At 45.3% G+C, this 24,557-nt stretch carries 16 protein-coding genes and 1 CRISPR repeat array (1 of these 17 cut by a window edge); of the genes, 4 read left to right on the forward strand and 12 right to left on the reverse strand.

The window, feature by feature from the left end:
* Window positions 1–25: 25 nt before the first annotated feature.
* Window positions 26–1,504 (forward strand): MFS transporter, encoded by a 1,479-nt coding sequence (locus AC4OGX_RS00675; RefSeq protein WP_493327865.1) that lies wholly within the window; start codon window positions 26–28, stop codon window positions 1,502–1,504.
* A 6-nt stretch (window positions 1,505–1,510) separates the two neighbouring features.
* Here the strand turns inward: AC4OGX_RS00675 and AC4OGX_RS00680 are convergent, their stop codons facing one another.
* The 3 genes from AC4OGX_RS00680 to AC4OGX_RS00690 are packed head-to-tail and all read right to left on the reverse strand — an operon-like array spanning window position 1,511 to window position 6,036.
* Window positions 1,511–2,170: a helix-turn-helix domain-containing protein gene (locus tag AC4OGX_RS00680; RefSeq protein WP_493327866.1), complete on the reverse strand. Its 660-nt coding sequence runs from the start codon at window positions 2,168–2,170 to the stop codon at window positions 1,511–1,513.
* Window positions 2,171–2,228: 58 nt separating this feature from the next.
* On the reverse strand, window positions 2,229–3,623 hold the full coding sequence (locus AC4OGX_RS00685) for an MFS transporter (protein WP_493327867.1): 1,395 nt from the start codon (window positions 3,621–3,623) through the stop codon (window positions 2,229–2,231).
* Window positions 3,624–3,651: 28 nt separating this feature from the next.
* Entirely contained in the window at window positions 3,652–6,036 is a 2,385-nt protein-coding gene (locus tag AC4OGX_RS00690; RefSeq protein WP_493327868.1) for a glycoside hydrolase family 2 TIM barrel-domain containing protein, read from the reverse strand.
* A 470-nt stretch (window positions 6,037–6,506) separates the two neighbouring features.
* On the opposite strand from AC4OGX_RS00690, the gene AC4OGX_RS00695 reads away from it, so the two are divergent.
* Entirely contained in the window at window positions 6,507–7,583 is a 1,077-nt protein-coding gene (locus tag AC4OGX_RS00695; RefSeq protein ID WP_493327869.1) for an AraC family transcriptional regulator, read from the forward strand.
* On the opposite strand, the gene AC4OGX_RS00700 is transcribed toward AC4OGX_RS00695, so the two are convergent.
* From AC4OGX_RS00700 to AC4OGX_RS00730, 7 genes are all read right to left on the reverse strand, one after another.
* Window positions 7,572–10,421: an alpha-L-rhamnosidase gene (locus tag AC4OGX_RS00700; RefSeq protein WP_493327870.1), complete on the reverse strand. Its 2,850-nt coding sequence runs from the start codon at window positions 10,419–10,421 to the stop codon at window positions 7,572–7,574. The genes AC4OGX_RS00695 and AC4OGX_RS00700 overlap by 12 nt on opposite strands.
* A gap of 36 nt (window positions 10,422–10,457) precedes the next feature.
* Window positions 10,458–11,486 (reverse strand): alpha/beta hydrolase, encoded by a 1,029-nt coding sequence (locus tag AC4OGX_RS00705; protein ID WP_493327871.1) that lies wholly within the window; start codon window positions 11,484–11,486, stop codon window positions 10,458–10,460.
* A gap of 65 nt (window positions 11,487–11,551) precedes the next feature.
* On the reverse strand, window positions 11,552–12,616 hold the full coding sequence (locus tag AC4OGX_RS00710; RefSeq protein WP_493327872.1) for a family 43 glycosylhydrolase: 1,065 nt from the start codon (window positions 12,614–12,616) through the stop codon (window positions 11,552–11,554).
* A 25-nt stretch (window positions 12,617–12,641) separates the two neighbouring features.
* Complete coding sequence (locus AC4OGX_RS00715; protein WP_493327873.1) at window positions 12,642–13,622, reverse strand: alpha/beta hydrolase; 981 nt, start codon at window positions 13,620–13,622, stop codon at window positions 12,642–12,644.
* Window positions 13,623–13,709: 87 nt separating this feature from the next.
* The gene (locus AC4OGX_RS00720; RefSeq protein WP_493327874.1) at window positions 13,710–16,460 is read right to left on the reverse strand and encodes a family 78 glycoside hydrolase catalytic domain; all 2,751 of its coding nucleotides are present in this window, start codon (window positions 16,458–16,460) and stop codon (window positions 13,710–13,712) included.
* Window positions 16,461–16,518: 58 nt separating this feature from the next.
* Window positions 16,519–18,690, reverse strand: a complete 2,172-nt coding sequence (locus AC4OGX_RS00725; protein WP_493327875.1) for a glycoside hydrolase family 3 N-terminal domain-containing protein — start codon at window positions 18,688–18,690, stop codon at window positions 16,519–16,521.
* A 37-nt stretch (window positions 18,691–18,727) separates the two neighbouring features.
* Window positions 18,728–20,134, reverse strand: coding sequence for an MFS transporter (locus tag AC4OGX_RS00730; protein WP_493327876.1), 1,407 nt, complete (start codon window positions 20,132–20,134; stop codon window positions 18,728–18,730).
* A gap of 489 nt (window positions 20,135–20,623) precedes the next feature.
* Between AC4OGX_RS00730 and AC4OGX_RS00735 the strand changes: the two genes are divergently transcribed.
* Both AC4OGX_RS00735 and AC4OGX_RS00740 read left to right on the forward strand, forming a co-directional pair.
* Window positions 20,624–21,334, forward strand: coding sequence for a DUF3800 domain-containing protein (locus tag AC4OGX_RS00735; RefSeq protein ID WP_493327877.1), 711 nt, complete (start codon window positions 20,624–20,626; stop codon window positions 21,332–21,334).
* An 11-nt stretch (window positions 21,335–21,345) separates the two neighbouring features.
* On the forward strand, window positions 21,346–21,876 hold the full coding sequence (locus AC4OGX_RS00740) for a hypothetical protein (protein WP_493327878.1): 531 nt from the start codon (window positions 21,346–21,348) through the stop codon (window positions 21,874–21,876).
* A gap of 447 nt (window positions 21,877–22,323) precedes the next feature.
* Here the strand turns inward: AC4OGX_RS00740 and AC4OGX_RS00745 are convergent, their stop codons facing one another.
* Window positions 22,324–23,079, reverse strand: a complete 756-nt coding sequence (locus tag AC4OGX_RS00745; RefSeq protein WP_493327879.1) for a helix-turn-helix domain-containing protein — start codon at window positions 23,077–23,079, stop codon at window positions 22,324–22,326.
* A gap of 106 nt (window positions 23,080–23,185) precedes the next feature.
* A complete protein-coding gene (locus tag AC4OGX_RS00750; protein WP_493327880.1) occupies window positions 23,186–23,959 on the reverse strand; it encodes a sugar phosphate isomerase/epimerase family protein in 774 nt (257 codons plus the stop codon).
* Window positions 23,960–24,237: 278 nt separating this feature from the next.
* Window positions 24,238–24,557: a CRISPR direct-repeat array (repeat unit 33 nt; unit sequence ATTTCAATCCACACCCTACGCGTGAGTGACTTC); it runs 452 nt beyond the window's last position.

Genomic DNA, 24,557 nt, shown 5'->3' on the forward strand with positions numbered 1-24,557 from the left:
GAAAGAAACAAAGAGGAGGATTACTATGAAGAAAGAAATATCCACAAAACCACCAAAACATCCTGATTGGCGGATGAGCAGAAAAGAAAAGTTCTGGTACTATTTTTCAGAGGTATGCAGATTTAATGAATGCATGCTCATCCCCAATTATATGAACCTGTTTTTAATCTTTCAGAAAGTCGACTTAACAGTCGTAGCTCTCATTACGCTCATTGTAAAAGTCGTTGACGCTCTGGATGACGTTGCCTTCGGATTTATTGTCGACCGGTTCAGCCCCACGCGTTCCAGACTGCTGTCTAAGATCGCAGGTCAGGGAAAGTATCTCCCCTGGATCCGCTGTACACTGCTGCTTTTTCCACTCTGTACAGCCCTATTCTTTATGATGCCGGGTTCCCTGAGCCAGACAGCCAAATTAGTTTGGTTTACGGTCTTCTACCTGCTTTATGACCTTACATATACCATTGTCGATGTTCCGGTGCAGGGTATGATTGTAACCTTGACCGAAATTCCAGAGGAACGTAATTCCATTCTGACTACTAAAATCATATTAGGTACTGTTTCTACTTTTGGTCTTGGAGCATTATGGACATATCTGATCAGTGAACATGTCGGCATGAGTCTGACAACAATGGCTCTTTTATTCACCGGAATATTTACCGTAGGAATGCTGCCGATTGCATTCAAGGTAAAAGAACACAATGTCCAGATGAAAAATACCGAAGAGACAAACGAAGAAAAATATACACTTAAGGATATGTTCCACGCATTAAAAATAAACAAATATTACAATGTTATGATCCTCTCATCCGCAGTTTCCGGCTGCCTTGCCACTGGGAGCGCCATCTCCCTGTTTGTCTCCTTTTACTTATATGGAGACTCTACAATCATGGTTCTTCCTGCAATGCTTGCCCTGATACCGACACTGCTGATTCAGTCATTTGCTCCTAAACTATGCGGAAAGTATGGCAACCGCAAAACTGCCATTATAGGAGCTTTTCTGGCCGGAGCATTAAATTTGATAATCTTTTTCCTTGGATACAGCAGAATTGGCGCTATCATCGCAGTCACAATAGCAACCGCAGCCCCCACTGCCCTCAATACCATGGCGAAAACATATATGATTCCTGACTGTGTGGAATACGCGAAGTATAAAACAGGAAAAGATACCGCCGGGATCTTCGTCTCGATTAGTTCTTTTCTCAATAAGATTTCATCCAGCATCGCCAGTTCTTTAGGTTTACTGCTGCTTGGACTCTTCGGATGGGTCAGTGTAAATGCGGAAAGCTTTGCAGATCTGGCCGCACAGAATGTCATTCAGCCACAAAGTGCCTTAAATGGTCTCTGGATCTTAAATGCCGGTATCCCTGCCCTTGGCGTGATTCTGGCAGGCATCTTTCTTCTCTTCTATAGACTGGATGACAAAGATGCGAAACTGATGGCCAGATATAATGCCGGTGAATTAACACGTGAAGAATGTGAACGGCAGATGTCCAGAAAATATTAATACATACTAGAAATTCAGTTTTTTGTTTTTATTACGATATTGTGTGGGGGTCATCATCACCCATTTCTTAAATAGCGCCGAAAAGTTACTCTGAGACTGAAAGCCCATATATTGTGCTATTTCTGCTATGGAACTATTCGAAAACCGAAGCAGATTGCATGCAATATTCATCTTCTCCTTTTGAATATATTCCTGAATGGTGAGTCCTTCTTTCACTGAAAAAAGACGGGATAAATAAGAAGGATTCATCCCCACATATTCTGCCAGTCTGCTTAAATATATCTTCTTGAAAATATTGCGGTTGATATATATCTTGCATTGCTCCAGAATATAAGAACTTTTCTCTTTTCTGCACTTCTGCACCTGAAACGCAAGCGCTGATGCTGTATATTCCAATATATCATGCATTTCTTCAATAGATTCTGTCTGCTCCAGCTTCTGCAGCATGGTTTCACTGAAATCATATGCATCGTCGGGCCTTACCCCGCCTGCAATTGCTGCCCTAACTGCCAGCGTAATCCCTGCGACAGTTGTATATTCAAACTTTTTTAATCTGCTCTTTGTGCTCTCTCCCATATAAGGTTCAATCTCTTTGTAATCCCCAAATGATACTTCTTTATATTTTCCCTGGCGGATTCTATCGAGAAAAAGGGATTCCCTTTCCATTGGAACCCTCTTCAACCCGTTTTCACTGTTTATAAATTTGTTTTTATTAAGAAGCGCTTCAATCTCTGTCTCTGTTATTTTGTGTTTCATGTTCTGCATCCCACTTTTCATTCGCCTTTTCGACTTTCAAGGCCTTCACAAGCAGTTTCATCCCAATCACTACTACAAATGGAACAACCGCATAAGAAACCTTAATCATAGTCACTGCGCTTGCAGCCTGGACTGCGGCCTGTCCGTCATATCCGCCGGCCGCCAGAAGCCATCCTGCCAGAGCTGTTCCGACTCCGCTTCCCACCTTGATCCCGAAGGAAGAGCAGCTGTACATCATGCCATCCAGACGAACTCCCTTCGTATGGGTCGTGTAATCACTGGATGATGCGATCAGTGCATTCAGACTTCCTACCAGCGGTCCTGTGCAGATTCCGTTGAGGAACAGAGTAAGAAGCATCAGTGGCATATTTCCCATGAAAGCAAAGATCAGGAATAATCCACGGAAAATGATTGCTCCGTCGTAGCCCACATTAATCACTTTATAAATTCCTTTAAATTTCTTAACTAAAACCGGAGTAATACTCAGCACAATGATCATCGGAAATAACGTTGCCAGTGTAAAAGTACCCAGCAGGCTTGCATTTCCTAATACATACGTCATGTAATAAATTCCAACCGTCTGTGTCACTCCCATCATTCCATAATACAGAACGTAGATTGCAAGGATAATGAGATAGTATTTATTCGCGATAAGAATCTTCACACCATCGACCAGCTTTGTTTTCTGCTGCGGCTTCACCTCGCCGGTTTCTGTTCTTTCCACCAGTTCGCTTTCCGGAAGTTCCTTCACGCTGAGTACACTGATCGTATTGACTACAAGCGCGATCACCGCATAAATAATGGCAACGGCCTTCCATCCGGCTGCGCCTCCCCCAAGTGCAGTTGTCAGATTGACAGTGACAGACGCTACGACAAGATTGGTAAGCAGTGAAAAAATAAACCGGATAGATCCAAGCTGTACACGCTCATTCGAATTCTTCGTTGTCAGCGACACCAGTGAGGAATACGCGATATTACTTGCTGTATAAAAGACGGCATTCATCAATGTATATGTAATAAAAAAGTATACATACTGCATGTTCTGCCCCATATCCGGGATGGTAAACAAGAGTACCATCATAATGGACACACCGATCTGTGAAAACAGCATCCACGGTCTTGCCTTACCCATTTTGCTTTTCGTCCGGTCAATGATCGTTCCGAAAAACACATCTGTCACACCGTCCAGCAGTTTGGATACCATCATCAGTGTTCCGATGATGCCTGCGTTTAAGCCGACCGTATTGGTCAGGTATATCAGTACGAAACTGGACACCAGCCCGTATGAACAGTTTGATGCAAGATCACCTGCTCCATATCCAAGTTTGTTATACCACTTTAAATATTTCTTCTCCTCTGTCATTTTCTCTTTCCTCTCTTTACTCTTATTCTTATTTTGCCATGATCCTTGCGGATACACTTTCCCTTCCGTCCGCCGAGGCAGTTACCCGGATTTCCCCGGCCTCTTTCGTACTGCGTATGATCGCAATCACCCGTCCGTGCCAGGATGTATAAGCTCCGTCTGAAAATTTTTCTTCGGTCTCAGGATTACCGCTTCCCACAGCTAAAAGCACACCCGGACCTTCCACGGATACTGAAATCTTCTGATCTTTCATCATGTTCAGCCTGCCCTTTTCATCCGTAATGTGGACTGCCACATAGGCCAGGTCTTCACCATCCGCTTTTATCTCATCCTCTTCCGGAAGGATCGTGAGCCTTAACTCTTCCCCTGCCGTCTCAAGCCTTGTTCTTTCTATCTCCTTCCCGTCACCGTCGAAACTGACAGCCTCCAGACTTCCCGGTCTATACTCGGTATGGAAACGACATCTGCATGATTTCAGCTTCTCTCTGCCCAGAGAAACACCGTCCTGAAAGAGTTCCACGGATTCTCCGATACTATAGACTTCGATCTGGGCAGGTCTTCCCTCCTGCCCCGGCCAGGTCCATGTGTTCAGGGAATCCGTCAGTCTCCAGCGTCCAAGCGTGTACTCCTCTCCACTGTGGTCTACCGGCCTGACACCGATATAAGGTTTCTGATACACTCCCCATAGTACCGCCGAATAGTACGCCTGGCTTTCCGGGAATCCCGTCAGATCCACGGAACCGCAGGCAGCCGTCAGACAGGGGTATGCCTTGGAAAATGGTGCCTGTGTGGTGCCGTAGACGGGCTGCCCGACTCCCGCTTCCCCCAGGTAATCCCAGGCCGTCCACATGAAGTCACCGATCACGTAGTCCTTGTGTTCCACAACTGCCCAGTTTTTATCCATCCCGCTTGGAAATGTCTCAGAGCTTAAGATCACACGTTCCGGAGCCAGCTTATGGATCCCTTCATACAGATTCTGTCCGTAATTATAGCCTACGATATCCACATAGCTTACGCACTCCCCGATCAGTGCCTCCAGACTTTCCGGTGTGATAGATGCCATGATCTTCGGAAGAAGGGTTACGATGTCATTGACATCCGCACTACCGACTGCCTTTTCCCGGGGTGCCTTCCCATCCTTCGCATCTTCCGCCTCCATCGCTTTTCGCTCTGCCTGTCTTGCCGCCAGAACGGACAGCATACTGTTGATTGCGATTGTCGTCGGCCGGGTCGTATCCGCCTGATGAAAAACATCGTTCAGCATCCTGGAGATGGCTGCCCCGAACGGAAGTCCCGTATCTGTGATCTCATTTCCGATGCAGTACATGATCACACACGGATGGTTATAATCTTTGGAGATCAGCGCATCCACATCCTTTTTCCACTCTGCATCAAAATACTTAGCATAATCATGGGGAGACTGAGAAATCTTCCACTGATCAAAAGTTTCGTCTAATACATACATCCCAAGCTGGTCACAGACATCCAGGAAATTCTTCCCTGCCGGGTTATGGGAATAACGGAGGGCATTGTAGCCCAGCTCTTTTAACTTCTTCACCCTTCGGTATTCCGCCTTGTCATAGGAACATGCTCCCAGAGGACCATGGTCGTGGTGGATACATCCCCCCTTTAGCTTCACTGTATTTCCATTGATCTGCAGTCCTTTTTCAGCGCCCCAGGTGACCATGCGTATTCCAAATCTGCTCTCTGCCTCATCAACGATTTTCTCTCCCCGCTTTAAGGCCGCTCTTAAGGTATAGAGTTCCGGATGCTCCGCGTCCCAAAGCTTTCCGTCAGGAATGGTGATCGTCACGTTCTCCCCTGCTGCCGCCGCGACTGTCTTCCCGCCGCTTAACACTTCGCACTCAATGTTCATCTCTCCTGCTTTTATAGACTCGATGCTGACCTCGATGACTGCCGGACTTAAGGAGATTGTCTTCACCTTGATTCCTTCTGGTGTGATATGATACTTTTCCCCGGTCCACAGATTCACGCTCCGGTAGATCCCGCTTCCGGAATACCATCTGGAATTCGGAGTCTCGGAGTTATCCACAACCACCTTTAATTCATTTTCTTCTCCCATCAGAAGCCTGTCTGTAAGATCCACATAAAAATTCGTATAGCCGTAGATCCAGCCGCCGACTTCTTCTTCGTTGAGAAAGACCCTGGAATTCATGTACACACCTTCAAATTCCACAAGCACTGTCTTGTTACAAAGTGACTCCTCTCCAAACAAGCTCTTTGTATAGACATATTTCCCGCCAGGATAGAAACCTGTTGCATTTCCATTTGAAAGATCCGGTACCCGCTCTTCTGTCAGCATGGCATCATGGGGAAGGTCAACCCTTAGCTTCTCTCCCTCACGACCATCCTTCCAAAACATCCAGTCATTGTTGATCCGTTCTTTTCTCATTACCTGCACGACCTTTCTTTCTCTAATAGAATTGATTCTATCTCTCTCGTTTATTTTCTTAAATTGTATCGTTTGAATATCTCTGTAACAATGTCGGCATTCGTTCTCCAAACAGTAGATTTGTAACATATTACGTCTAACTCTTTCTTCCTTTTTAGATCTCTTCATATATATTTTTTGAAATGTATCACATCCAGTGAATCTTTCCTGAACCCTGTATCATTTTACGGTATTTGGCATTTCCTTATGTCCCCGAATATGTTACACTCATCTTAGCAACGATATACTAGTGCCTCACGGCGTAAATGCGCCTTGTATTGTGCCTGATATCTGCGTCAGAAGTTTTTCTGCAAAGCGACGGCGTAGTGGACCCTGCGGTTAGCTTTGCAGAAAAACTTCTGGCGTAGAGAGCTGGTGCAATACAAGGGGTATTTGCGCCGGGAGACACTAGAAAGGGAGGTCCTGCTTTGATGTCTATTTCAGTTAACCCTGCTTTAAAAAAGGGAAAGAATGACCTGGATAAAATCATTTCCTTCCACGATACAGAGGGTTCAAACGCATTTTATCAGGGAATGAACGCACCGTTTACGATCGTGATCATGGCGATCCACCCGGATGCCCTGTCCGAAAGCGCTGTCTCGATCTTTACGCCGGAATCCCAGTTCAACGTCCCCGTGAATTCCATCAAAGGGCGCAGCCGGGATCGTATGCACCAGCATAACTGCTTCGAATTCACCTATGTCCTGCGTGGAAATATGTATCAGAATGTAGAAGGCAGACGCTACCTCTACACTCCCGGAAGCTGCTGTCTGATGAACCGAAATACACTCCATACCGAAGAAACTACTACTGATTTCACGTGTATCTTCTTTTCTGTCTCCTCTGAATTTGTGGAAAGACTTAAGAACTATGGAAACAACATGCTTTTTCCACTGGAACAAAAACGGTTTGACAATCTGATTTTTCATTTTCTGGAGCAAAATATGGAAGAGGACCATCCTGATTCCAAGGACTTTTTAGACTTTGTCCCGCGCATTACAGAAACCCAGCAGAAAGTCATGGTACATGATATTTTTGAAAAAATGCTGAATACGATTCTGACTCCCTATTATGGGGCTACTTACCGTCTTTTGGATCTGTTCTTCCAGCTGATCGATATTCTGTGCGACCCACAGTATTATCATGCGGTACATGTGACGGCAAGAAGCAAAATGGACTCCCTTCTGTTTTCCCGTATTGACCAGATATTAGAGGAACGCCATGGACGCGTCACCAATAAGGAGCTCGCACAGATTTTAAATTACGACGGGTCTTATCTTGGGAAAATCGTAAAAAAGTATACCGGACAGAGCCTGTTCGACTACAGCATGAATTTTACGATGCAGTATGCCGCCACGCTGCTTCGGGATACAAAAAAAAGTGTGTCCGGAATTGCAGCTGACCTACAGTTTCACAACCGGACACACTTTTATAAAATTTTCGAAAAATACTATCATATGACCCCGAAGGAGTACCGTAGCAGCCATTTTATGAATTTAGAACCGTGACAGGATCTGATCCAGAGCCTCAAACGCCGCCTCCGGAATCTCACTATTTAGAACTGTCATAATCTCCCGCAGTGTGTTTTTATACAATGCATATCCTGCCATCTCAATCGGCACATATGGTTTGAGCGCCTCGCATACCTTGGAATTTTCCAGAAGCTCCTGAATCGTGCTCTGCGTGCTGTACTTATTTTTCAGTTTGACTGTGGTATGGTAAGTCACTTCATAGGTACCTGCCTGTAAATGGCACACACCATCCGCAGCATCTGTAAACATCGGATTGTCACTCTCCCCATAAATCTCCGGCCCGGCATATGGCAGGATCAGGTCTGCCTCACAGTTGAACGGTACTTTGACCTTCACTGTCACGTGCTCCGCGTCCTCGATCTTCCAGCTGCTAACGTACCTTCCTGCCGCCGATTCATGCACAGCCTCCAAGTATCCAACATACCAGTTGATTTCCGGCTCGATCCTTGCGAACCTTCCACCCGTATACGCAGCCATGTCCATCACATCAGAAGCATTCGTATCTGCAAATCTGGTCCCTTTTGTATGGGCCTGCATATCGCCGATCTTGATTCCTGCCATATAGCCGAACATCCATTCCAGAATCGAACCATAGGAATAATGGTTCAGGCTGTTCATGCCTGTGCCTGAGATATTCCCCTCGGCATCCAGGCTGTTCCACCTTTCCCATATGGTCGTTGCCCCCAGCTTTACTTCATGGAGCCAGCCCGGATATTCCTCACCCAGCAGGATTTTGTATGCAATATCCCTCATGCCGTTCTCTGACAGTACCTTACACATGATCGGTGTTCCTACGAAGCCCGTTCTCAGGGTATTGCGGCATTTCTCGAAGAGCATTCTCAAGCGTTCCCTGAGTGCATCCTCATCCGTGGAAAGGTGATGCTTCAAAGCGAGCAGAAGTCCTGTCTGTGTATCTACACAGCAGCGTCCTGTGGCACTGAAATATTCCCTGCTCACGCCATCCCACTGGCACTTCGCTATCTTACGGTAGGTTTCGGCATCCTCCGGATGTCCGAGCAATACCGCTGTCTTTGCCACGATCTCAGCGCTGTATGCAAAATAGATACTTGCGATATAACCTTCATCTGTACCCCCGAAGCTGTCCTCTGCTCTTCCGGTAATTCCGTCCAGAGCCAGCCAGTCTCCGTACTGGAAGGTCCTTCTCCAGCCAAAATCCTCTCCATCTACTTTCTGAACATAGTCCACCCATGACTTCATGCTTTCATACTGATCTATGAGAATCTGCTTATCTCCATACATTTGGTAGAGATTCCACGGTATCAGCACCGCCGCATCCCCCCATACTGCTTCTGCCGACTCCTTCCCTCTGGAAGGAATGATATCCGGCACTTTACCGCCCAGCGCTTTTTGTTCCATCGCAAGGTCATGCAGATATTTTCTGTAAAATGCATAGGTATCCGCAAGATACATTGCTGTTCCTGAGAATACCTGGGCATCCCCGGTCCACCCCTGACGTTCATCGCGCTGCGGGCAGTCTGTAGGAACATCCACAAAATTATCCTTCATGCTCCACTCAATATTAGAGATCAGCCGGTTCAGTAATTCGTGCCCGGTCTTTAAGCTTCCGGTCCTCGGGATATCACTGTAAAGTGCGACCCCTGTAAAATCTTCCGGCTTTAGATCAGGAATTCCCTCAATCTTTGCATACCGGTATCCATAAAAGGTGAACTGCGGCATAACCACTTTCTCTGTTCCGTCAGAAATGTAGATATATTCTGATTTGGCACTGCGCAGATTTTCCCTGTAAAAATTCCCCTTCTGCAGAACCTCACCGGTCTGTACCGTTACTTTTGTCCCTCTTGGCACCTGTACATGCAGACGGAAGGTCCCTGATATCTCCTGTCCCAGATCCACCACCAGCTCACCTGCAGGCGTATGAATGATCTGAGCTGGTACAAAGGTTTCTTTTGCCGTAACCGGTACAGAATACCGTGCCTCAAGCCTTCCCTTCGGCGGCTTGGTCAAAACCGCCTTCTCCCCGGGCAGTGCTTCTAACGTGTCATCCTCCTGCTGTCCGTCATAAATGTTAGACAGGGTGATGTTACTTCTTCGCACGCTCCAGGATTCATCGGTTCCGATGATCTCCTCTGTGCCATCCACATATGTAACTATGACCTCTGCCAGCAGCTTCCAGCCCTCACGATAGTGCCCGGTATCCTTATGTCCCGGTTCCCGTTTCCAGATAAACCAGCCATTTCCCAGAAGAACAGATAACTGTACCTTCTCAACGGCTCCTTTTAACTGATCCGTTATGTCATAAGTCTGGTACTGCACCCACTGGTGATATCCGTTAAAATAGGGCGTCATAAACTCATTGCCGATTTTCTCCCCATTGATAGATGCCTCATAGAGACCCAGACCACAGATATAGAGCCTTGCTTTCTGAATCTCCTTTTGTGCCACGATCTCCTTTTCAAAAACCGGATGTCGCTCTATCGCATTGTCACAGCCGATCCACTGCCCTCTCCACGCTTCTTCCAGCTTCCCGGTTTCAAACCACGCCGTTTCGCTTTTTTCTTCCTCTCCTGCATCTGTCCGAACCGTGACCTGCCAGTAATAACGCGTTCTGGGAGACAGCGCTAATTCCACGGGATACGCCAGACTGTCTGCCTGTAAGTCCCATCCCGAATCGTACAGGATCGATTCCATTTTTTCATCAGAAAATACCAGGATTCTGGCTGCCTTTTGCTTCTTTCCAACAGCATTCTCCACTTTCCAGGAGAATGACACCCGGTCCATATGATATCCGAGAGGATTTTTGATATGGTTTGTCTTTAAATCATAAATGTTCATTCTATTCCTTCTCCTATTTGCTGCATTGCAAATCTGCTATTCTCTCCGATTCGGGATCGTCCTTAGCGCAGCATCTATCTGCTTTATTCCCTCTTCTGGCGTTTGTACCAAAGCCAGTAATTCTTTGATCGTAAATCCGCTGATTGCGGCGCAGAAGCTCAGGAAATCAATTCCTCTTTCTGCTGCAATTCCCTTGATCCCCTCAAGTAATGCCTCAATGATTTTCTGTGATTCCTCCGGCTGATTCAGCATGTGTCCTAACGTACAGTTTACAGAAAGAAATTCCTCATAATTACCATTTATTTTTGCTGATAGGACCGGCTCACGAAATCCATGCTCTGTAAATTCCCCTATCATTTCATTCAGCCATGTAATACTGTCTGGTACCCACTTTGCAGCACGCTGTGTAATCGCCGATGTCGTGATCACAGGAGTCGCAACAGAAAATCCGTGCTGTCCAAAGGAATAGATATGTGTTTCAAAATTGATCCCGTTCTTTTCTAACGCAAGGCCAAACTCTAAAGAATTGGACACATTTACTAAAGAATCATCTCTTGATGCCACGATAAAACAAGGGGAAGTATTCCCGTCCACATGTTCCGCCGGATAAGGCATCCCCGGCTGGCAGGCGTCTACGATATCTTTTTTAATCGCGGCATAGACCAGGATCGCTGCATTTGGCCTGTGCTTCGCAACGGTGGCTGTGCACGCCGCCAGATGTCCGCCTGCTGAAAAACCAACTGTTGCCACGTGATTCATATCGATTCTCCATTCCTCCGCATTCTCTGCGATCTTCTCATATGCCTCATCATAATCATTGATCGGATACGGCCATCCGGCTTTATCCTTTAACGTATAGCGGAGCACACAGGCCTGATAGCCCGCCGCCATATATGAAAGTGCAACAATTTCGGCCTCCCGGTCTGAGCACATACTGTATCCACCGCCCGGAAGTACAACGATCAGCGGACGGTTCCTGTGATGGAATTCTGGACTTTCCAGATTCAAATACATCGTCATCGTTACGTTTCGTTCTTCGCTTAATACGATTTCAAAAGTCTTCATAAAATTTCCCTCTCTTTCAAACCTGCCTTATCCGTAATCATAACAGTTCAGACAGTTCCAAACTGTTACTCGTAATCTTCTATCTTCCACTCATCCATCCATTGAATCACTGGTTTCCCATCTTCGAAAAGAATCGGGAGCCATACATAATCTGCAATGGATGTATCCTCTAAAGCCTGAATTTCTTTCGCCAGTTCTATCATTTTCATTTTTTCTTCCATTGGTGCATCCGGATTTTTTAACACACTGAAAATCTTCTTATACTCATGATAAGAATAATTCATTGCGTTTGGCATCCATCGGTCTGCCAAAGCAATGTATAAATCCCTCTTCCCCGGTACTTTAAATACAGATGAGATCTGCGAATGAAAAGACGTATCTGACGGATCATTCACATGCGGATCGCCAAGCACGGTATACGGTCCATGCCAGGTATCCGCTGCCGCAATTTCCGACGGATTGGGAAGATATCCTGTCGTTCCACTGGTGATCAGATAATGCTTTCCCTGCCTGAAAAAATGAGCCGTAGCCTCCCTCACATAAGGAATTCCCTCATGATGCGGGAAATGCGTCGAGTAATACCCCGTTACATCGGTATACTCATCATTCAGATCCGCACATATTGTCTCACTATGCACACGCTCAAAATAATAATACGCACGGCCATCCTCTGCCACTGCCAAATCAAAATCACCTGCGTGGAAGGACAGCGGCTGAAAATCCTGGTGAACGATCGTATATGGCCCTGTGATCTGATCTGCTGTCAGCACGGAAGAAAGCTGCGTATCTCCCTCATACATAACCTTGATCCAGCATACATATTTCTTCGTTTTCCTGTTGTAAATGATATGGGGACGATCCATTTTGGCCTTATAAGGATTCAGAGGACTGGTCTCATCCTGAAGATCAGGCGGGATAATGAGTCCTAAGTCTTCCCAATTGTATAGATCTTTTGATTTATAACAGCGTACCCCCCAGGTCCAGATTCCATTACCGGCTGCCGTATGGTCTTTATTTTCGCCATACCAGTAGAAGGTATCACCAACCTGAATCACAGAACCTCCATGCGCGTGTATACGTTTTCCCTCTGTATCGAGCCAAATCTGCCCCGGATAAAATCTATCGTACATCTTGTCCTCCTCTTTATCTGCCTTTTCAGCTCAATTGCTTCTCCATAAATTCTAGCATCTGCTCCAGGCACTCTTTCGCATATTTATTATTCTTATATCTCTTCATAAACCCGTGTTCCAGTTCATCATACTCCCGGCCTCTGAAAAAATATTCATATTCTGTATTGTTCTTTTCCAAAACTGCTGCCAGATCCTCCGCGGAATCCTGAAACCAGATCTCCAGATTACTGCTGATAATAAAAGTAGGAAAATAACGATCCCTGATCCACTTTGTGGCATCCAGCAGAGTCGCAATCTCTTCCTTTTCTGACGGCTTATCCACTCCCATCCAGCATCCAAATATGGCATTCATGTTTTCCTCATAATGGCGGACAGACAGCGCCGCCTCATCGATCAGCAGACCTGTGATCTGCTCTTTTCGGATGGATGGTCTGACTCCGATCTTTTCTGCATATTCCGGATTTACAAGCATCGCTCCGTAGATCTCCGACAGGCAGGCTCCTGCACTGCCTCCGCCTAAGAATACATGCTCCATGTCCAGGCCATACTGTTCCTGATGCTCCGTCAGATATTGAAGGATCTGATCTACCTGTTCAAGCTGCACCGGGAAACGGTACTCCGGCGCCAGTGCATAATTGGGAGAAACCACATTGTATCCCCTCTTTGCCACTTCTACACAAAAGTCGATATCTCTGCCGCTTCCTGCTGCCAAAGGATCTCCTGATACCTTATCGCCAAAGATCATCCCGCCGCCATGGATGTAGATGACGGTCGGACGCTTCTTCTTTTTGTCCGTATCCAGATAAAAAATATCCAGATGGCTGTTCGGATATTTCCCGCCGTAGCAGATATCGTTCACATATACGACACCGTCCTCCCTCACATGCTCTCCGGGAGTATTCCTCGGTTCAAAAGAATTCACCGGTACACCGCCGCATGTTCTCTCAAATACCATTTTCTGAATTGGAACACATTTCAGATCCGACTGTAATACTTTTTCTGTCATCTCAAACCCTCCATTTTTTGTTTTGCCATTCTTTCTCTATCTATATAAACTTGTATACGTCTCTGTGTGTTTTTTCCGAAGCTTAGATCATACTCTGCAGGAAGTAAATTCATACGTTCCGCTTCCCAGCACGGTTTTTCTTCCATCCGGCAGTGTGAGGTATGCCCTGGTATTGACCGGAACCGTACAGTGATATTCCCACGTTTCTCCCTCGCGTTTCCATTCGGATACGATCGTTCCATACTGGCTTTCAAATACAGCCTTCGCCCCGGTCAGACTTCCGCCCATCAGCGGCTCCAGCTTAAATTCTTCGAATCCCGGATGGGCAAAATCCGACCGGATTCCTCCCACATAACCAAATAAAAACTCACATACTGCTCCGTAGCTGTAGTGGTTGTATGATGCGTCGTGCACGTCCATGCCATCCCAGCTCTCCAGAATCGTCGTAGCCCCCAGAACCACTGCGTGGAGCCAGCCCGGATTTTCCGTCTGTTCCAGGATCCGAAACGCAATTTCCGGATATCCGCACTCTGCCAGAACCGGCAGTAAAAACGGGGTAGAAAGAAATCCTGTGTTGAGCTTATAATCGTTGGCTTCGATTTCCCCAAGCAGCTGCCGGATCACCTTTTCTCTCTTTTCGCCGGAGCACAGATTCATAGCCAGTGCCCTGACGTAAGCTGCCTGATGTCCCGGCTCGATGACTCCATCCTCATCGATCAGATAGGTTTCGTATACTTTACGGATTTTCTCTGCGATCCGCCTGTACTTCCCGGCATCCTCTTCCTTCCCGAGAATTTCTGCCATGTGCGCCACATTTTCTGCGGAACGACACATATAAGCAGTAGCTACCTTAGGTTTTCCCTCACGGATCATCTTTGCAAATACATCTGCCAGGGAGGTCACTTCCCCTTCTTTGGGCGGCTCCTTCGGGATCGGCTCCTGCCATTCTCCGTAATGCATTTTTGTATCATAGATGTAATCTGCATCCAGTTCGCCGTCCTCATTCACATGATGGTACTGCGGCTGATCCTCATACAGAGGGTTATGATCCCTGGCACAGACAAGCATATAGTCCACCCACTTTTTCGCTGTCTGATATTGGTTTTTCAGGATCTGAACATCCCCGTAACTAAGATAGATCATATACGGGATCCATGCCGCAGAGTCTCCCCAGCCGGCACAGTCCTCTCCGATACTGCCGTTTCCGTCCGGTCCCGCAAGTGCACTTAAGGGATTGATTTGTTTCATATGCTCCAGCTCTTTTCGGTTGTGCACACTGCTGGTAGAGGGAAATGTAATCCCCACCTTTCCGCTTTCATACTGCTCTATGGTCTGGTCCTGTAGCCATTTCTCATAGAATGCATACACATCCATGAAATAGGATGCTGTCTTCACATAGATCTGGTTGTCACCTGTCCAGGCATTGCGCTCCCTTGTCGGGCAGTCCACCGGAACATCCAGGAAATTGCCTTTCTGACTCCAGAGGCTGTTCATAACCAGCTGATTGATCAATTCATGAGAACATGTAAACTCTCCTGTTATCTGCATGTCTGAATACACCGCATAAGCCGTAAAGTCTCCCGGCTCCAGTTCCCTGTCATAGCCTTCCAGACATACATACCGGAATCCAAATACAGAAAACAGCGGGCAGTACTCTTCCATTTTTGCTCCCCTGCATATATAGGTGACTTCCTGGAATGCATCCACCTTGATGCTTGTCTGTTTGATGTTCGCCTGGGTAAAGCATCCTTCCTTCATATCCTCGCCATGGATCAGCCGAACGGTCTGCCCGGGCCTGGTATCCTTAAGCTTCATCCGCACGTATCCGGCAAGATTCTGACCGAAGTCCAGAATACGTTTTCCATTTTTATCGGTCAGCTCTTTGGGAAGAAATGCTTCCATCTCACGAACCGGAACGCCTCTGCATGGAATCAGTTCTGCATCCGCATGTTCCTCTGTCAGATGAACCAGCTCCCAGCTGCTGTCATCGAACCCTGCCAGCTTCCAGCCCTCCGGTTCCAGACGCGCATCGTAAAGATCCCCCATCATCATATCGGATGCAAGAAGCGCACCGGTACTGTGCCGGAACGTGTCATCTGTTGCAATGACTTCCCTCGTCCCATCCTCATAGGTCAATTCGATCTGTCCGAAATAATGCAGCTTATATCCAAAATTATTCTTTACGGTGCCTCCGGTCGTCCCTCTCCACCAGCCGTCTCCCAGCATGACCGCCCAGCAGTTCGTTCCTTCTTTCAGGCTGTCCGTGATATCCGCGGTCTGATACTGTATTCTGTAATAATAGCTGGTCAGTCCCGGCTTGAATTTTTCTTCTGTCGGGCAGATCCCGTTGAACCAGCATTCATACAGTCCATGTGCCGTCTGATAGATTTTCGCCTTTCTAAGTCCTGGTTTTACCTCGAATTCCTTCCTTAGATAGGGGGACGGCTTCTTCGCCTCCGGATCCACTTCGTTCTCCGGCTCGATCCATTTTGCTTTCCAGTCCTCCCTCTTTAGAAGTCCCATTTCAAAAAAGGCAGACTGGCTTTTGGCCTCTTCTGTCTGCCCCTTTTCGTCCACTGCACAAACCAGAACGCTCCACGATACACACTGACGGCTTTCCAGAGGGCTTCCCTTGTACCGGATCCGAAGATTTTCCCCGGAATTTACCACACCGCTGTCCCAGATGATCTCTCCATCTGTAACAGCCCGGATGCGGTAGCTTTTCTGGAAGACGCCCTGCCTGTCACTTTCCAGTTTCCAGCTCAGACGCGGCTGTGCCGCATCGACTCCGACAGGGTCTGTTAAATATTCTGTTCTCAAATCATACACTCGCAGCATATATTTCTCTCCTATTTTACCTGTTTGGATCACTGTTTGAAGCATAAACAGCTACCACTTATTTTCCGATCTGAATCTCTTGTTTTAGACAGTCCTCTGAGTTACCGCCGACATAAAATTCATAGACTCCATCTTCCACAAGATAGTTCATCTGCTGATCATAATATCCCAGTTTTTCCTTTGCGATCCGGAAGGTAACTTCCCTGCTCTCCCCGGATTTCAACGACACACGGGCAAAATCCAGCAGCTTTTTCACCGGGCGCACCCGCTGTGCCACAGGATCATGCATATAGCACTGGACAATCTCCGTACCGTCCATTTCCCCGGTATTCTGCACTGTCGAAGAGATCAGAATCGTGTCTCCCTGCTCCTTGACCTCCATCTGTGTGTACGCATAGGTGGTATAGCTCAGCCCAAACCCGAACGGGTATACAGGCCCGGATGGCACATCCAGATATTTAGAAGTAAACCTGCTCCTGCCTGCGGGTCTTCCCGTCTTAATATGATCATAATACATGGGGCACTGTCCGCTATGCTGAGGAAATGTTGCCGTCAGTTTCCCGGACGGATTGACTCTGCCGAACAACAGATTCAGGATTGCATTTCCTGCCTCCACGCCCGGATGCCACGCCTCCAGTATCGCCGGTATCTCTTCCTTCATCCACGGGATAGCAAGGGGGCGGCCGTTAAAGAGGACTGCCGCAACTGGTTTCTCTGTCTCTACCAATTTTCGCAGTACCTTCTGATGTATCTTAGAAAGAGAGAGGTCAGCCCGGCTTGCCGCTTCGCCGCTTTCTCCTTTTCGTTCTCCCACTGCAGCCACGATCACATCCGAATCTCTCAGCAATGCTTCTATATCTTCACACCCCAGAATCTCATCCTCTGTAAAATATTGATAGGGAATCTGCCATGCTTCACAGGCATCCACAATGCTGACACAATCCTCGTCCACAGCCTTAACTGCCCAGGTCCCGGTCATCTCTCCCCGAAACCCGGCAAGTTCTCCGACAACAGCGATCCTGCTGCCTTCCCTTAAGGGAAGGACTCCTTCATTTTTCAAAAGCACCATAGATTCCTCTGCCGCCTTTCGTGCCACATCCCTGAATTCCGGCTTTAAGAGGGTTCTTTCTTCCTTCTCTTCATCTGTCCGGTAAGGATGTTCAAACAGCCCCAGTTCCATTTTGATCCGCAAAATGTCAGCGACTGCCTCATCCAGCACTTCCTCCGGCACAGTGCCTTCTCTGACAAGCTCTGCCAGGTATTGACCGTAGCAGTCCGAAGTCATATCCATATCCACTCCGGACAGCAGTGCCTTTGCCGCCGCAGCCTTTCGGTCTGCCACGATCCCATGCTCCACACACTCCGCGATCGCATTGGCATCGCTGACGGTCATCCCGTCAAAGCCCCAGTCCTCCCGCAGTACCTTTCGAAGCAGCCAGTCATTTGCAGTGCAGGGCACGCCGCTTAAATCGTTAAACGCAGGCATGACAGCCCTTGCCCCTGCCCTGATACATGCCTCATAAGGAGGAAGATATTCTTCGTACAGCTTCTGCCCGGACAGATCGACCCGGTTATAATCCCTGCCGGATTCCACTGCTCCATATGCGGCAAAATGTTTCACACAGGCCGCCAGCGTCCCCGGCTCTTTCAGGCTGGTTCCCTGAAATCCCTTTACCTTAGCCGCTCCATACATGGAATTCAGATACGCATCTTCCCCGGCGCTTTCACTGATCCTGCCCCATCTGGCGTCTTTGGAGACATCCACCATGGGTGCAAACGTCATATGGATGCCTCCGGCGCATGCCTCCTGAGCGGAGATCCGTGCTGTTTCCTCCCACAGCCCCGGATCCCACGCGCAGCTCTCTGCCAAAGGAATGGGAGTTACCGTGCGGTATCCATGCACCACATCGTATCCGAACAGAAGCGGAATTCCCAGCCTCGTCTCTTCCACGGCAATCCGCTGCAGACGGTTAACTGTTCCGGCATCTGAGATTCCGTTGTAAGAGCCGATTTTTCCGGCTCTTAAATCTTCTTCATGATAATCCTGTCTTGCGGTACTGAGCATCTGATCAAACTCTGCCTTACTGATCCTTCCATCATATACCATATTCACCAGTTCTTCAAAACTGACGTCAAATGCCCCCACAAGTGACGGGCCGCACTGTCTTAACTGCCCCACCTTCTCTTCCAGAGTCATACTGGAAATCAGGGCTTCTATTTTCTCTTCCATACAAACGTCCTCTCTTTTCGTCCTGTCATTCCTGTACCTATTCTGCTTTCGCTGTTTCTGATTCCGCTTTTGCACGTTTGTCTGCCAGTTCTGCCTTTACTGTTGGCATCTTTTTATCAATATTATAAAAGAAGATCAGAAGTAATGTCATAATAACTAACAAAATTGTCGGCAGAGCGTTGTAGCAAAATTCAATTGCCGTCAATGCAGATCCTGTCTGGACTGCTGCCTTTCCGTCATATCCTGCTGCCCCCAGTATGAACATCCCCAGTGATACGGACAGACCGCTCGCCACTTTATTGGCAAACGTCGGGAATGCGGCATACAGCCCTTCCACACGTTTTCCTGTCTTCCACTCACCGTAATCCATGATATCGAACAGATACAATGGGAAATATAATGTCAGCGGCATGACCCCAAACATCAGCATAGCCATTCCGATCGTAATCGTGATAATATTAGTTCCACCGAACCAGCGGATCAGATTCCCGATTACTGCAACAATCATCCCGAATTTTAAAATATTACTTTTCCCAAACTTATTAGCCAGCGGAACAAAGATGACCAGCATCAACAGGGATGCATAGGTTCCCATGGAGGCAACTGCCATCTTATTCATATCTCCTACGATATACTGAAAATAATATGCTGTTGATGAATTCAGAAGGCCGCTGCTGATCACAATAATGAAGATCCCCAATGCAAGAATCAAAATATATTTATTCTGAGCAATCGCTTTCGCGCCATCCTTTAAGCCCACATGTTCTGAATTTTTCTTTTTCTCTTTTTTCTCTGTTTTTGGGACCGGTGCATCTACATGTACTTCTTTGATAAAGAAGAAACGCAGCATCCCGATTATCGTACAAGGCACTGTGACGATCAGCACGACTTTGGTCCATTCAGCATGATCTGTCCCTGCAGAAGCAATCATAACAGGAAGAATCACACCGATCGTGATGCTGATCACCTGTCCGAAGATCGTACTGATACTGTATGTATTATTCCGTTCCCGCTCCTCTGGAAATGCGCGGAGCAGATATACGCTGTCCGCTGTATTTAACAAGGTAACAAACACTGCCTGGAGAAGGATATACATAACAGTCAGCCAGATCACCTGAACCACGGTTCCTGTCTTTGGGGCAGAGAACAGCAGTACGGTAAATAATCCGATGAATGCGATGCAGATATCATAAGGACGTCCTTTTCCCCATTTCGTGTGCGTATTATCAACTATAAATCCTGAAATCAGATCTGTCACACCGTCAAATAACTTTGTCAGTAATAGAATCGTTGCCACCAGCGCAGCCTTCATTCCCAGTACGTCTGTTGCATAAAAGGATAAATAAGTTACGATCAATGTGTTTGGCACATTGGTTCCTATTCCCTTCGCCGACCACAGAATTCCGTTTAGAAACGTATTTCTCTTTTTCTTTCCCTCACTCATTTTCAGTCTCCTTTTTTATCTTTGTTTGAAAACATTCTGAATAACCACAAAACAGTGACCAGGCCTTCCCGGGCCGGCTTTGGCTCACCGTACCTTTGTTGTAATTATTTATACCACAGGAAACCGGGTTGTATCTTTATCAGGTTTTACTTTTTTAGTCTTATTTTTACTTTTTGATTTTCTTGTGAAAGAACCTTGATCATATGATAACAGCAGCTTACTATTTCTGGCGCATTTTAAGTATTATAATACCGCGCTAAATTATTGTAATTATTACTACTTCGATATATGCATTCCATATACAATTGGCCCCTTTTTGTAAACTTGCGGATTACACCAATATTTGACTATTTCAGAGTCCCTCTTTCCATTACATATTGACTACCATTTTAAAAGTTAAGGTTTGAAATTTGATTTCTGACACCGATTTTTTACTGGTTGGGTTTGAGTATAATTTATGATATAATGTTTTGACAAGGAGGCGTTTATATGAATACCTTATATAATATTTATTGCGACGAAAGCTGTCATTTGGAAAATGATGGTATAAACGATATGGTATTAGGGGCGATATGGTGTCCGCAAGTAAAACTTAAAGAAATCTCTGATAGAATCAGAAAAATAAAAGCGAAGCATCAGATCTTACCGATGGCAGAATTAAAGTGGACCAAAATAGGCCCGGCGAAAAAAGAAGTATACATTGAATTATTGAATTACTTTTTTGACTGCGCTGATTTACATTTTCGGTGTTTAATAGTTCCGGATAAGCAGCAATTAGACCATACTCGTTTTAACCAAACACACGATGATTGGTATTATAAGATGTATTTTGATATGCTTAAGTTTATTTTTGCTCCCCAAGATAGATATGAAGTTTATATTGACATTAAAGATACAAATTCATATAAAAAGGCAAAAAAGTTAAAGGAGATATGTAGTAATAATATATATGATTTTTCGGGGAGAATCATACGAAGAATACAGCCAATTAGATCAAATGAAGTGCAAATTATGCAGATTGTGGATATCCTAATAGGTGCAGTGGGTTATCAAAATAGACTGTTCCCAGATGAATTTAAAAAAAGCAGCACAAAAATGGAATTGATTGATTTGATAAAAGAAAGAAGTGGGTATAGTTTGAAAAAGTCTACTTTGTACAAAGAGGATAAGTTTAATATTTTTGTTTGGGATGCTAGATAGGAGTGTTATAAATGGAGTGTAAGTGGTTGCCCAAAATGGTCTTTTATGAGGATTACAATTCATGGGATGAATATCAGGATACAATCTATAGAATATTTTGTAATGATTTCAAAAAAACGTACCCCCTGTTAGAAGGGAAAAGAGTAAAAATACGATATAACCCTATAGAATATGGTCGGGAGGAAGGCTTTTATCATGTTACATGTCAGGATTATAAAAAAGATGGTGAAAGAGTCCCCGATTTTAGAAGATGTGAACGCATAAAATGGGTTAGAAAATTTATAGAAAATTATAAATGTAATTTAGATGAATGTGGAGAGTGTGAAGGAGTTAAAGTATGGGAAGAAGATTATCGTGGAAATCCTAGAGTTCACATCTTACTCGAAGAAGAACGATATATGGTTGTGGTAGAAAAAAGAGAAAAATATTGTCTACTTATTACAGCATTTTATTTTCACTATGATCATGCGTTAAGAAAAAAGTTAGTTAAGTATGGGGAATATCGAAAAAAATATCAAGCAAAAAGCGCCTCACAATCGTGAAACGCTTTTAGGAACTCCTTCTACAACTGGTAGATGAGCTAGTTATATTATAGCAAATTTGAGAGAAATGTCAATAGGAAATCAAGAACAAATGTTCTGATAATGGAATATTTTTGATTATTCTCTAAATAGTATATGAAAAGATTCGGAATTAATACATATAAAAACAAATAACTAAACAAAAAAGTTGTACAAATCTTGCATAATTATTAGAAGAGGTCACACACTTCTCCTTTCTGTACGTTTTTTGCGTATTCCATTAAAGTTCATTTCGGTTTATTAGCATTAGATGGAAGGGCATGACCTCTGCAACGGTGATTTTACCGGTTTATGCGGTCATTTGCTTCCTTTTACAACCGATATTATATCAGGTTTATAAAAGAACAGAGATGAAATAAGCTTTGATGACAATACTGCTCCTCTGCTCATGGAAAAACCAGGGTCGGCTTACTTGGTAAACTGATCCTGGTAATTTTGATTCCGGTATTCTAGAGGGCTCATATTCTGCCATCTCTTGAACACTTTCGTAAAGCTGCTCTGTGACTGGAATCCCATGTACTGTGCAATATCAGCAATGGACCTGTCCGAATACTTCAATAGGTTGCAGGCTGTCCTTGTCTTCTCCCGCTGAATATACTGCTGGATCGTGATTCCCTCTTTTTCCGAAAAAAGACGTGACAGGTAGGAAGGATTCATACCTACATACCCGGCTATTTCTTTTAAATAGATCCTGCTGAAAATGTTCCTGCTGATATAATTCTTACACTGTTCCAACACATAAGAGCTCTTTTTATGCTTGTTTTTCTGCACTTCATGAGCAAGGATGACTGCCGTCAATTCCATGATATCGTGTACTTCTTCGATTGTTTTTGCATTTTCCAGACGCTGCAGCATCGCCTCGCTGATATCATAAGCCTCATCCGGAGGCAGCCCGCCCTCGATCGCAGCCCTCGTACACATCGCATTGGACGCAACGGTTGTATACTCAAACTTACGGAACTTGTCTTTTGTGCTCATCCCCATGTAGGAATCCAGCTCATCAAAATCGGCAATTCTGATCTCCCTGTATTTCCCCAGACGGACTCTCTCCAGAAGGTTTTTCTCATGATCCACAGGGAGTCTGCGCAATTGATTCTCACTGTTGATCAATTTATTTTCATTTAAAATGGACTCAATTTCCTCCTCACTTACCACACGGCGCATGTTTTAATACTCTCCCCGGATTATCTTGTATTTTGTAGCTTGTATAGGCAAATAGTTATACCGATCTCATTTCATCTGGTACATCGTTACACAGGTAATGCGGTAATCAACGATGTACTAGTCTTTTTGCTTTTTGATATGCCAAATCTAAGAATTGGTGGATCGTCAGATTTTCATAATCCCAATTCATCGGCTCTAAGGTTACAGCCCCCTGATATCCCGTATATGCTATTTTTTTCATGATATCAGTCCAATCTATATTACCATCAAAAGGCAGTTGGTGTTGATTGCATTTTCCACCATTATCATGCAAATGTAACGCCATCAGCCGGTTTCCATATCGTTCCAGTAAGTCTTCTCTCGGAGCAAAGTTTATATGGTGACAGCTGTCATAACAAAACCCTGCATTCTGTGATGGAAAAGTATCTAATACCAGGGCTAAATTTTGAAGATTACCCAGATTTTCGAAGGCAATCTGAACATCCAGCCTTTCGGCCTCATAGATCATCTTTTCTAATCTTTTGAGCCCTAAACGATTGACAGGATGGGCATCGTCCGGTAAATGAATCACCATCGTTGATATCTTATATTCGAAGCAGTCCTTTATACATTGCAAATAGGACTGAAATACATTTTCTCCATCCAAATTGTCCAAAGATAAACAGTTTTGTTCATGGACTGGGGTATGGATGTTTTCTATATGTAATCCTGCATTCCTTGCAAAATGGACGTCTTCCTGATAACCTGCGCCTCTGCCAAATTGATCGCTCCACCAGAGCATCACACAATCAAAACCTGCTTGTTTGATCAATTTATATCTTTCTTCAAAAGGGACATCATAACCTTGACCATAACCAAAGCAATCGTATATTCCTATCATATAGGGCTCCTGTGATTTTGAATTTTACTACTATTATACTTGTCAACATGAGGAAAGTACGGGCTTTACCTTACGTTGGCAAGGGTATCTGCCACTGCTTGCGTGACAGATATGAGGGTAAAAATAACGATATAGCGTTTATTATATCTGCTCATATCGTTTTATGTCGCTATAGATGTATTGTGTATCTTCTTATTAGCATGGCATAATTTTTGAAATGTGAAAATTGGACGGGAAGGACTTTGGTTATCTGGGAATGCAGTTTATGCTACGCAAAGATTTCAATCTGCACTCTACGAGTGGGTGACTTCAAAAAGCAGACGTTGCTGGAAGATACTCCAAAAAAATTCAATCCACACTCTACGCGTGAGTGACTTCCCTACAGCCTGAAGGTTGTAGTTCACCAGATGGAATTTCAATCCACACCCTACGCGTGAGTGACTTCGAGAAAGCTGGATAGCAAGCTATCAATCCAGCAAAATTTCAATCCACACCCTACGCGTGAGTGACTTCGGTTCCTTTTCTAGTCTTTAGGATTGACTTTTTATATTTCAATCCACACCCTACGCGTGAGTGACTTCTGTGACTATTATGGAAT

The sequence above is a fragment of the Faecalicatena sp. genome, assembly GCF_058819085.1.

Bases quoted from the DNA above. Each gene is read 5' to 3' on its own strand.
- AC4OGX_RS00745 (WP_493327879.1), bottom strand. From the start codon at position 23,079: ATGCGCCGTGTGGTAAGTGAGGAGGAAATTGAGTCCATTTTAAATGAA.
- AC4OGX_RS00685 (WP_493327867.1), bottom strand. From the start codon at position 3,623: ATGACAGAGGAGAAGAAATATTTAAAGTGGTATAACAAACTTGGATAT.
- AC4OGX_RS00700 (WP_493327870.1), bottom strand. From the start codon at position 10,421: ATGAACATTTATGATTTAAAGACAAACCATATCAAAAATCCTCTCGGA.
- AC4OGX_RS00695 (WP_493327869.1), top strand. From the start codon at position 6,507: ATGTCTATTTCAGTTAACCCTGCTTTAAAAAAGGGAAAGAATGACCTG.
- AC4OGX_RS00710 (WP_493327872.1), bottom strand. From the start codon at position 12,616: ATGTACGATAGATTTTATCCGGGGCAGATTTGGCTCGATACAGAGGGA.
- AC4OGX_RS00705 (WP_493327871.1), bottom strand. From the start codon at position 11,486: ATGAAGACTTTTGAAATCGTATTAAGCGAAGAACGAAACGTAACGATG.
- AC4OGX_RS00750 (WP_493327880.1), bottom strand. From the start codon at position 23,959: ATGATAGGAATATACGATTGCTTTGGTTATGGTCAAGGTTATGATGTC.
- AC4OGX_RS00715 (WP_493327873.1), bottom strand. From the start codon at position 13,622: ATGACAGAAAAAGTATTACAGTCGGATCTGAAATGTGTTCCAATTCAG.
- AC4OGX_RS00680 (WP_493327866.1), bottom strand. From the start codon at position 2,170: ATGGAAAGGGAATCCCTTTTTCTCGATAGAATCCGCCAGGGAAAATAT.
- AC4OGX_RS00675 (WP_493327865.1), top strand. From the start codon at position 26: ATGAAGAAAGAAATATCCACAAAACCACCAAAACATCCTGATTGGCGG.
- AC4OGX_RS00725 (WP_493327875.1), bottom strand. From the start codon at position 18,690: ATGGAAGAGAAAATAGAAGCCCTGATTTCCAGTATGACTCTGGAAGAG.
- AC4OGX_RS00720 (WP_493327874.1), bottom strand. From the start codon at position 16,460: ATGCTGCGAGTGTATGATTTGAGAACAGAATATTTAACAGACCCTGTC.
- AC4OGX_RS00740 (WP_493327878.1), top strand. From the start codon at position 21,346: ATGGAGTGTAAGTGGTTGCCCAAAATGGTCTTTTATGAGGATTACAAT.
- AC4OGX_RS00735 (WP_493327877.1), top strand. From the start codon at position 20,624: ATGAATACCTTATATAATATTTATTGCGACGAAAGCTGTCATTTGGAA.
- AC4OGX_RS00730 (WP_493327876.1), bottom strand. From the start codon at position 20,134: ATGAGTGAGGGAAAGAAAAAGAGAAATACGTTTCTAAACGGAATTCTG.
- AC4OGX_RS00690 (WP_493327868.1), bottom strand. From the start codon at position 6,036: ATGAGAAAAGAACGGATCAACAATGACTGGATGTTTTGGAAGGATGGT.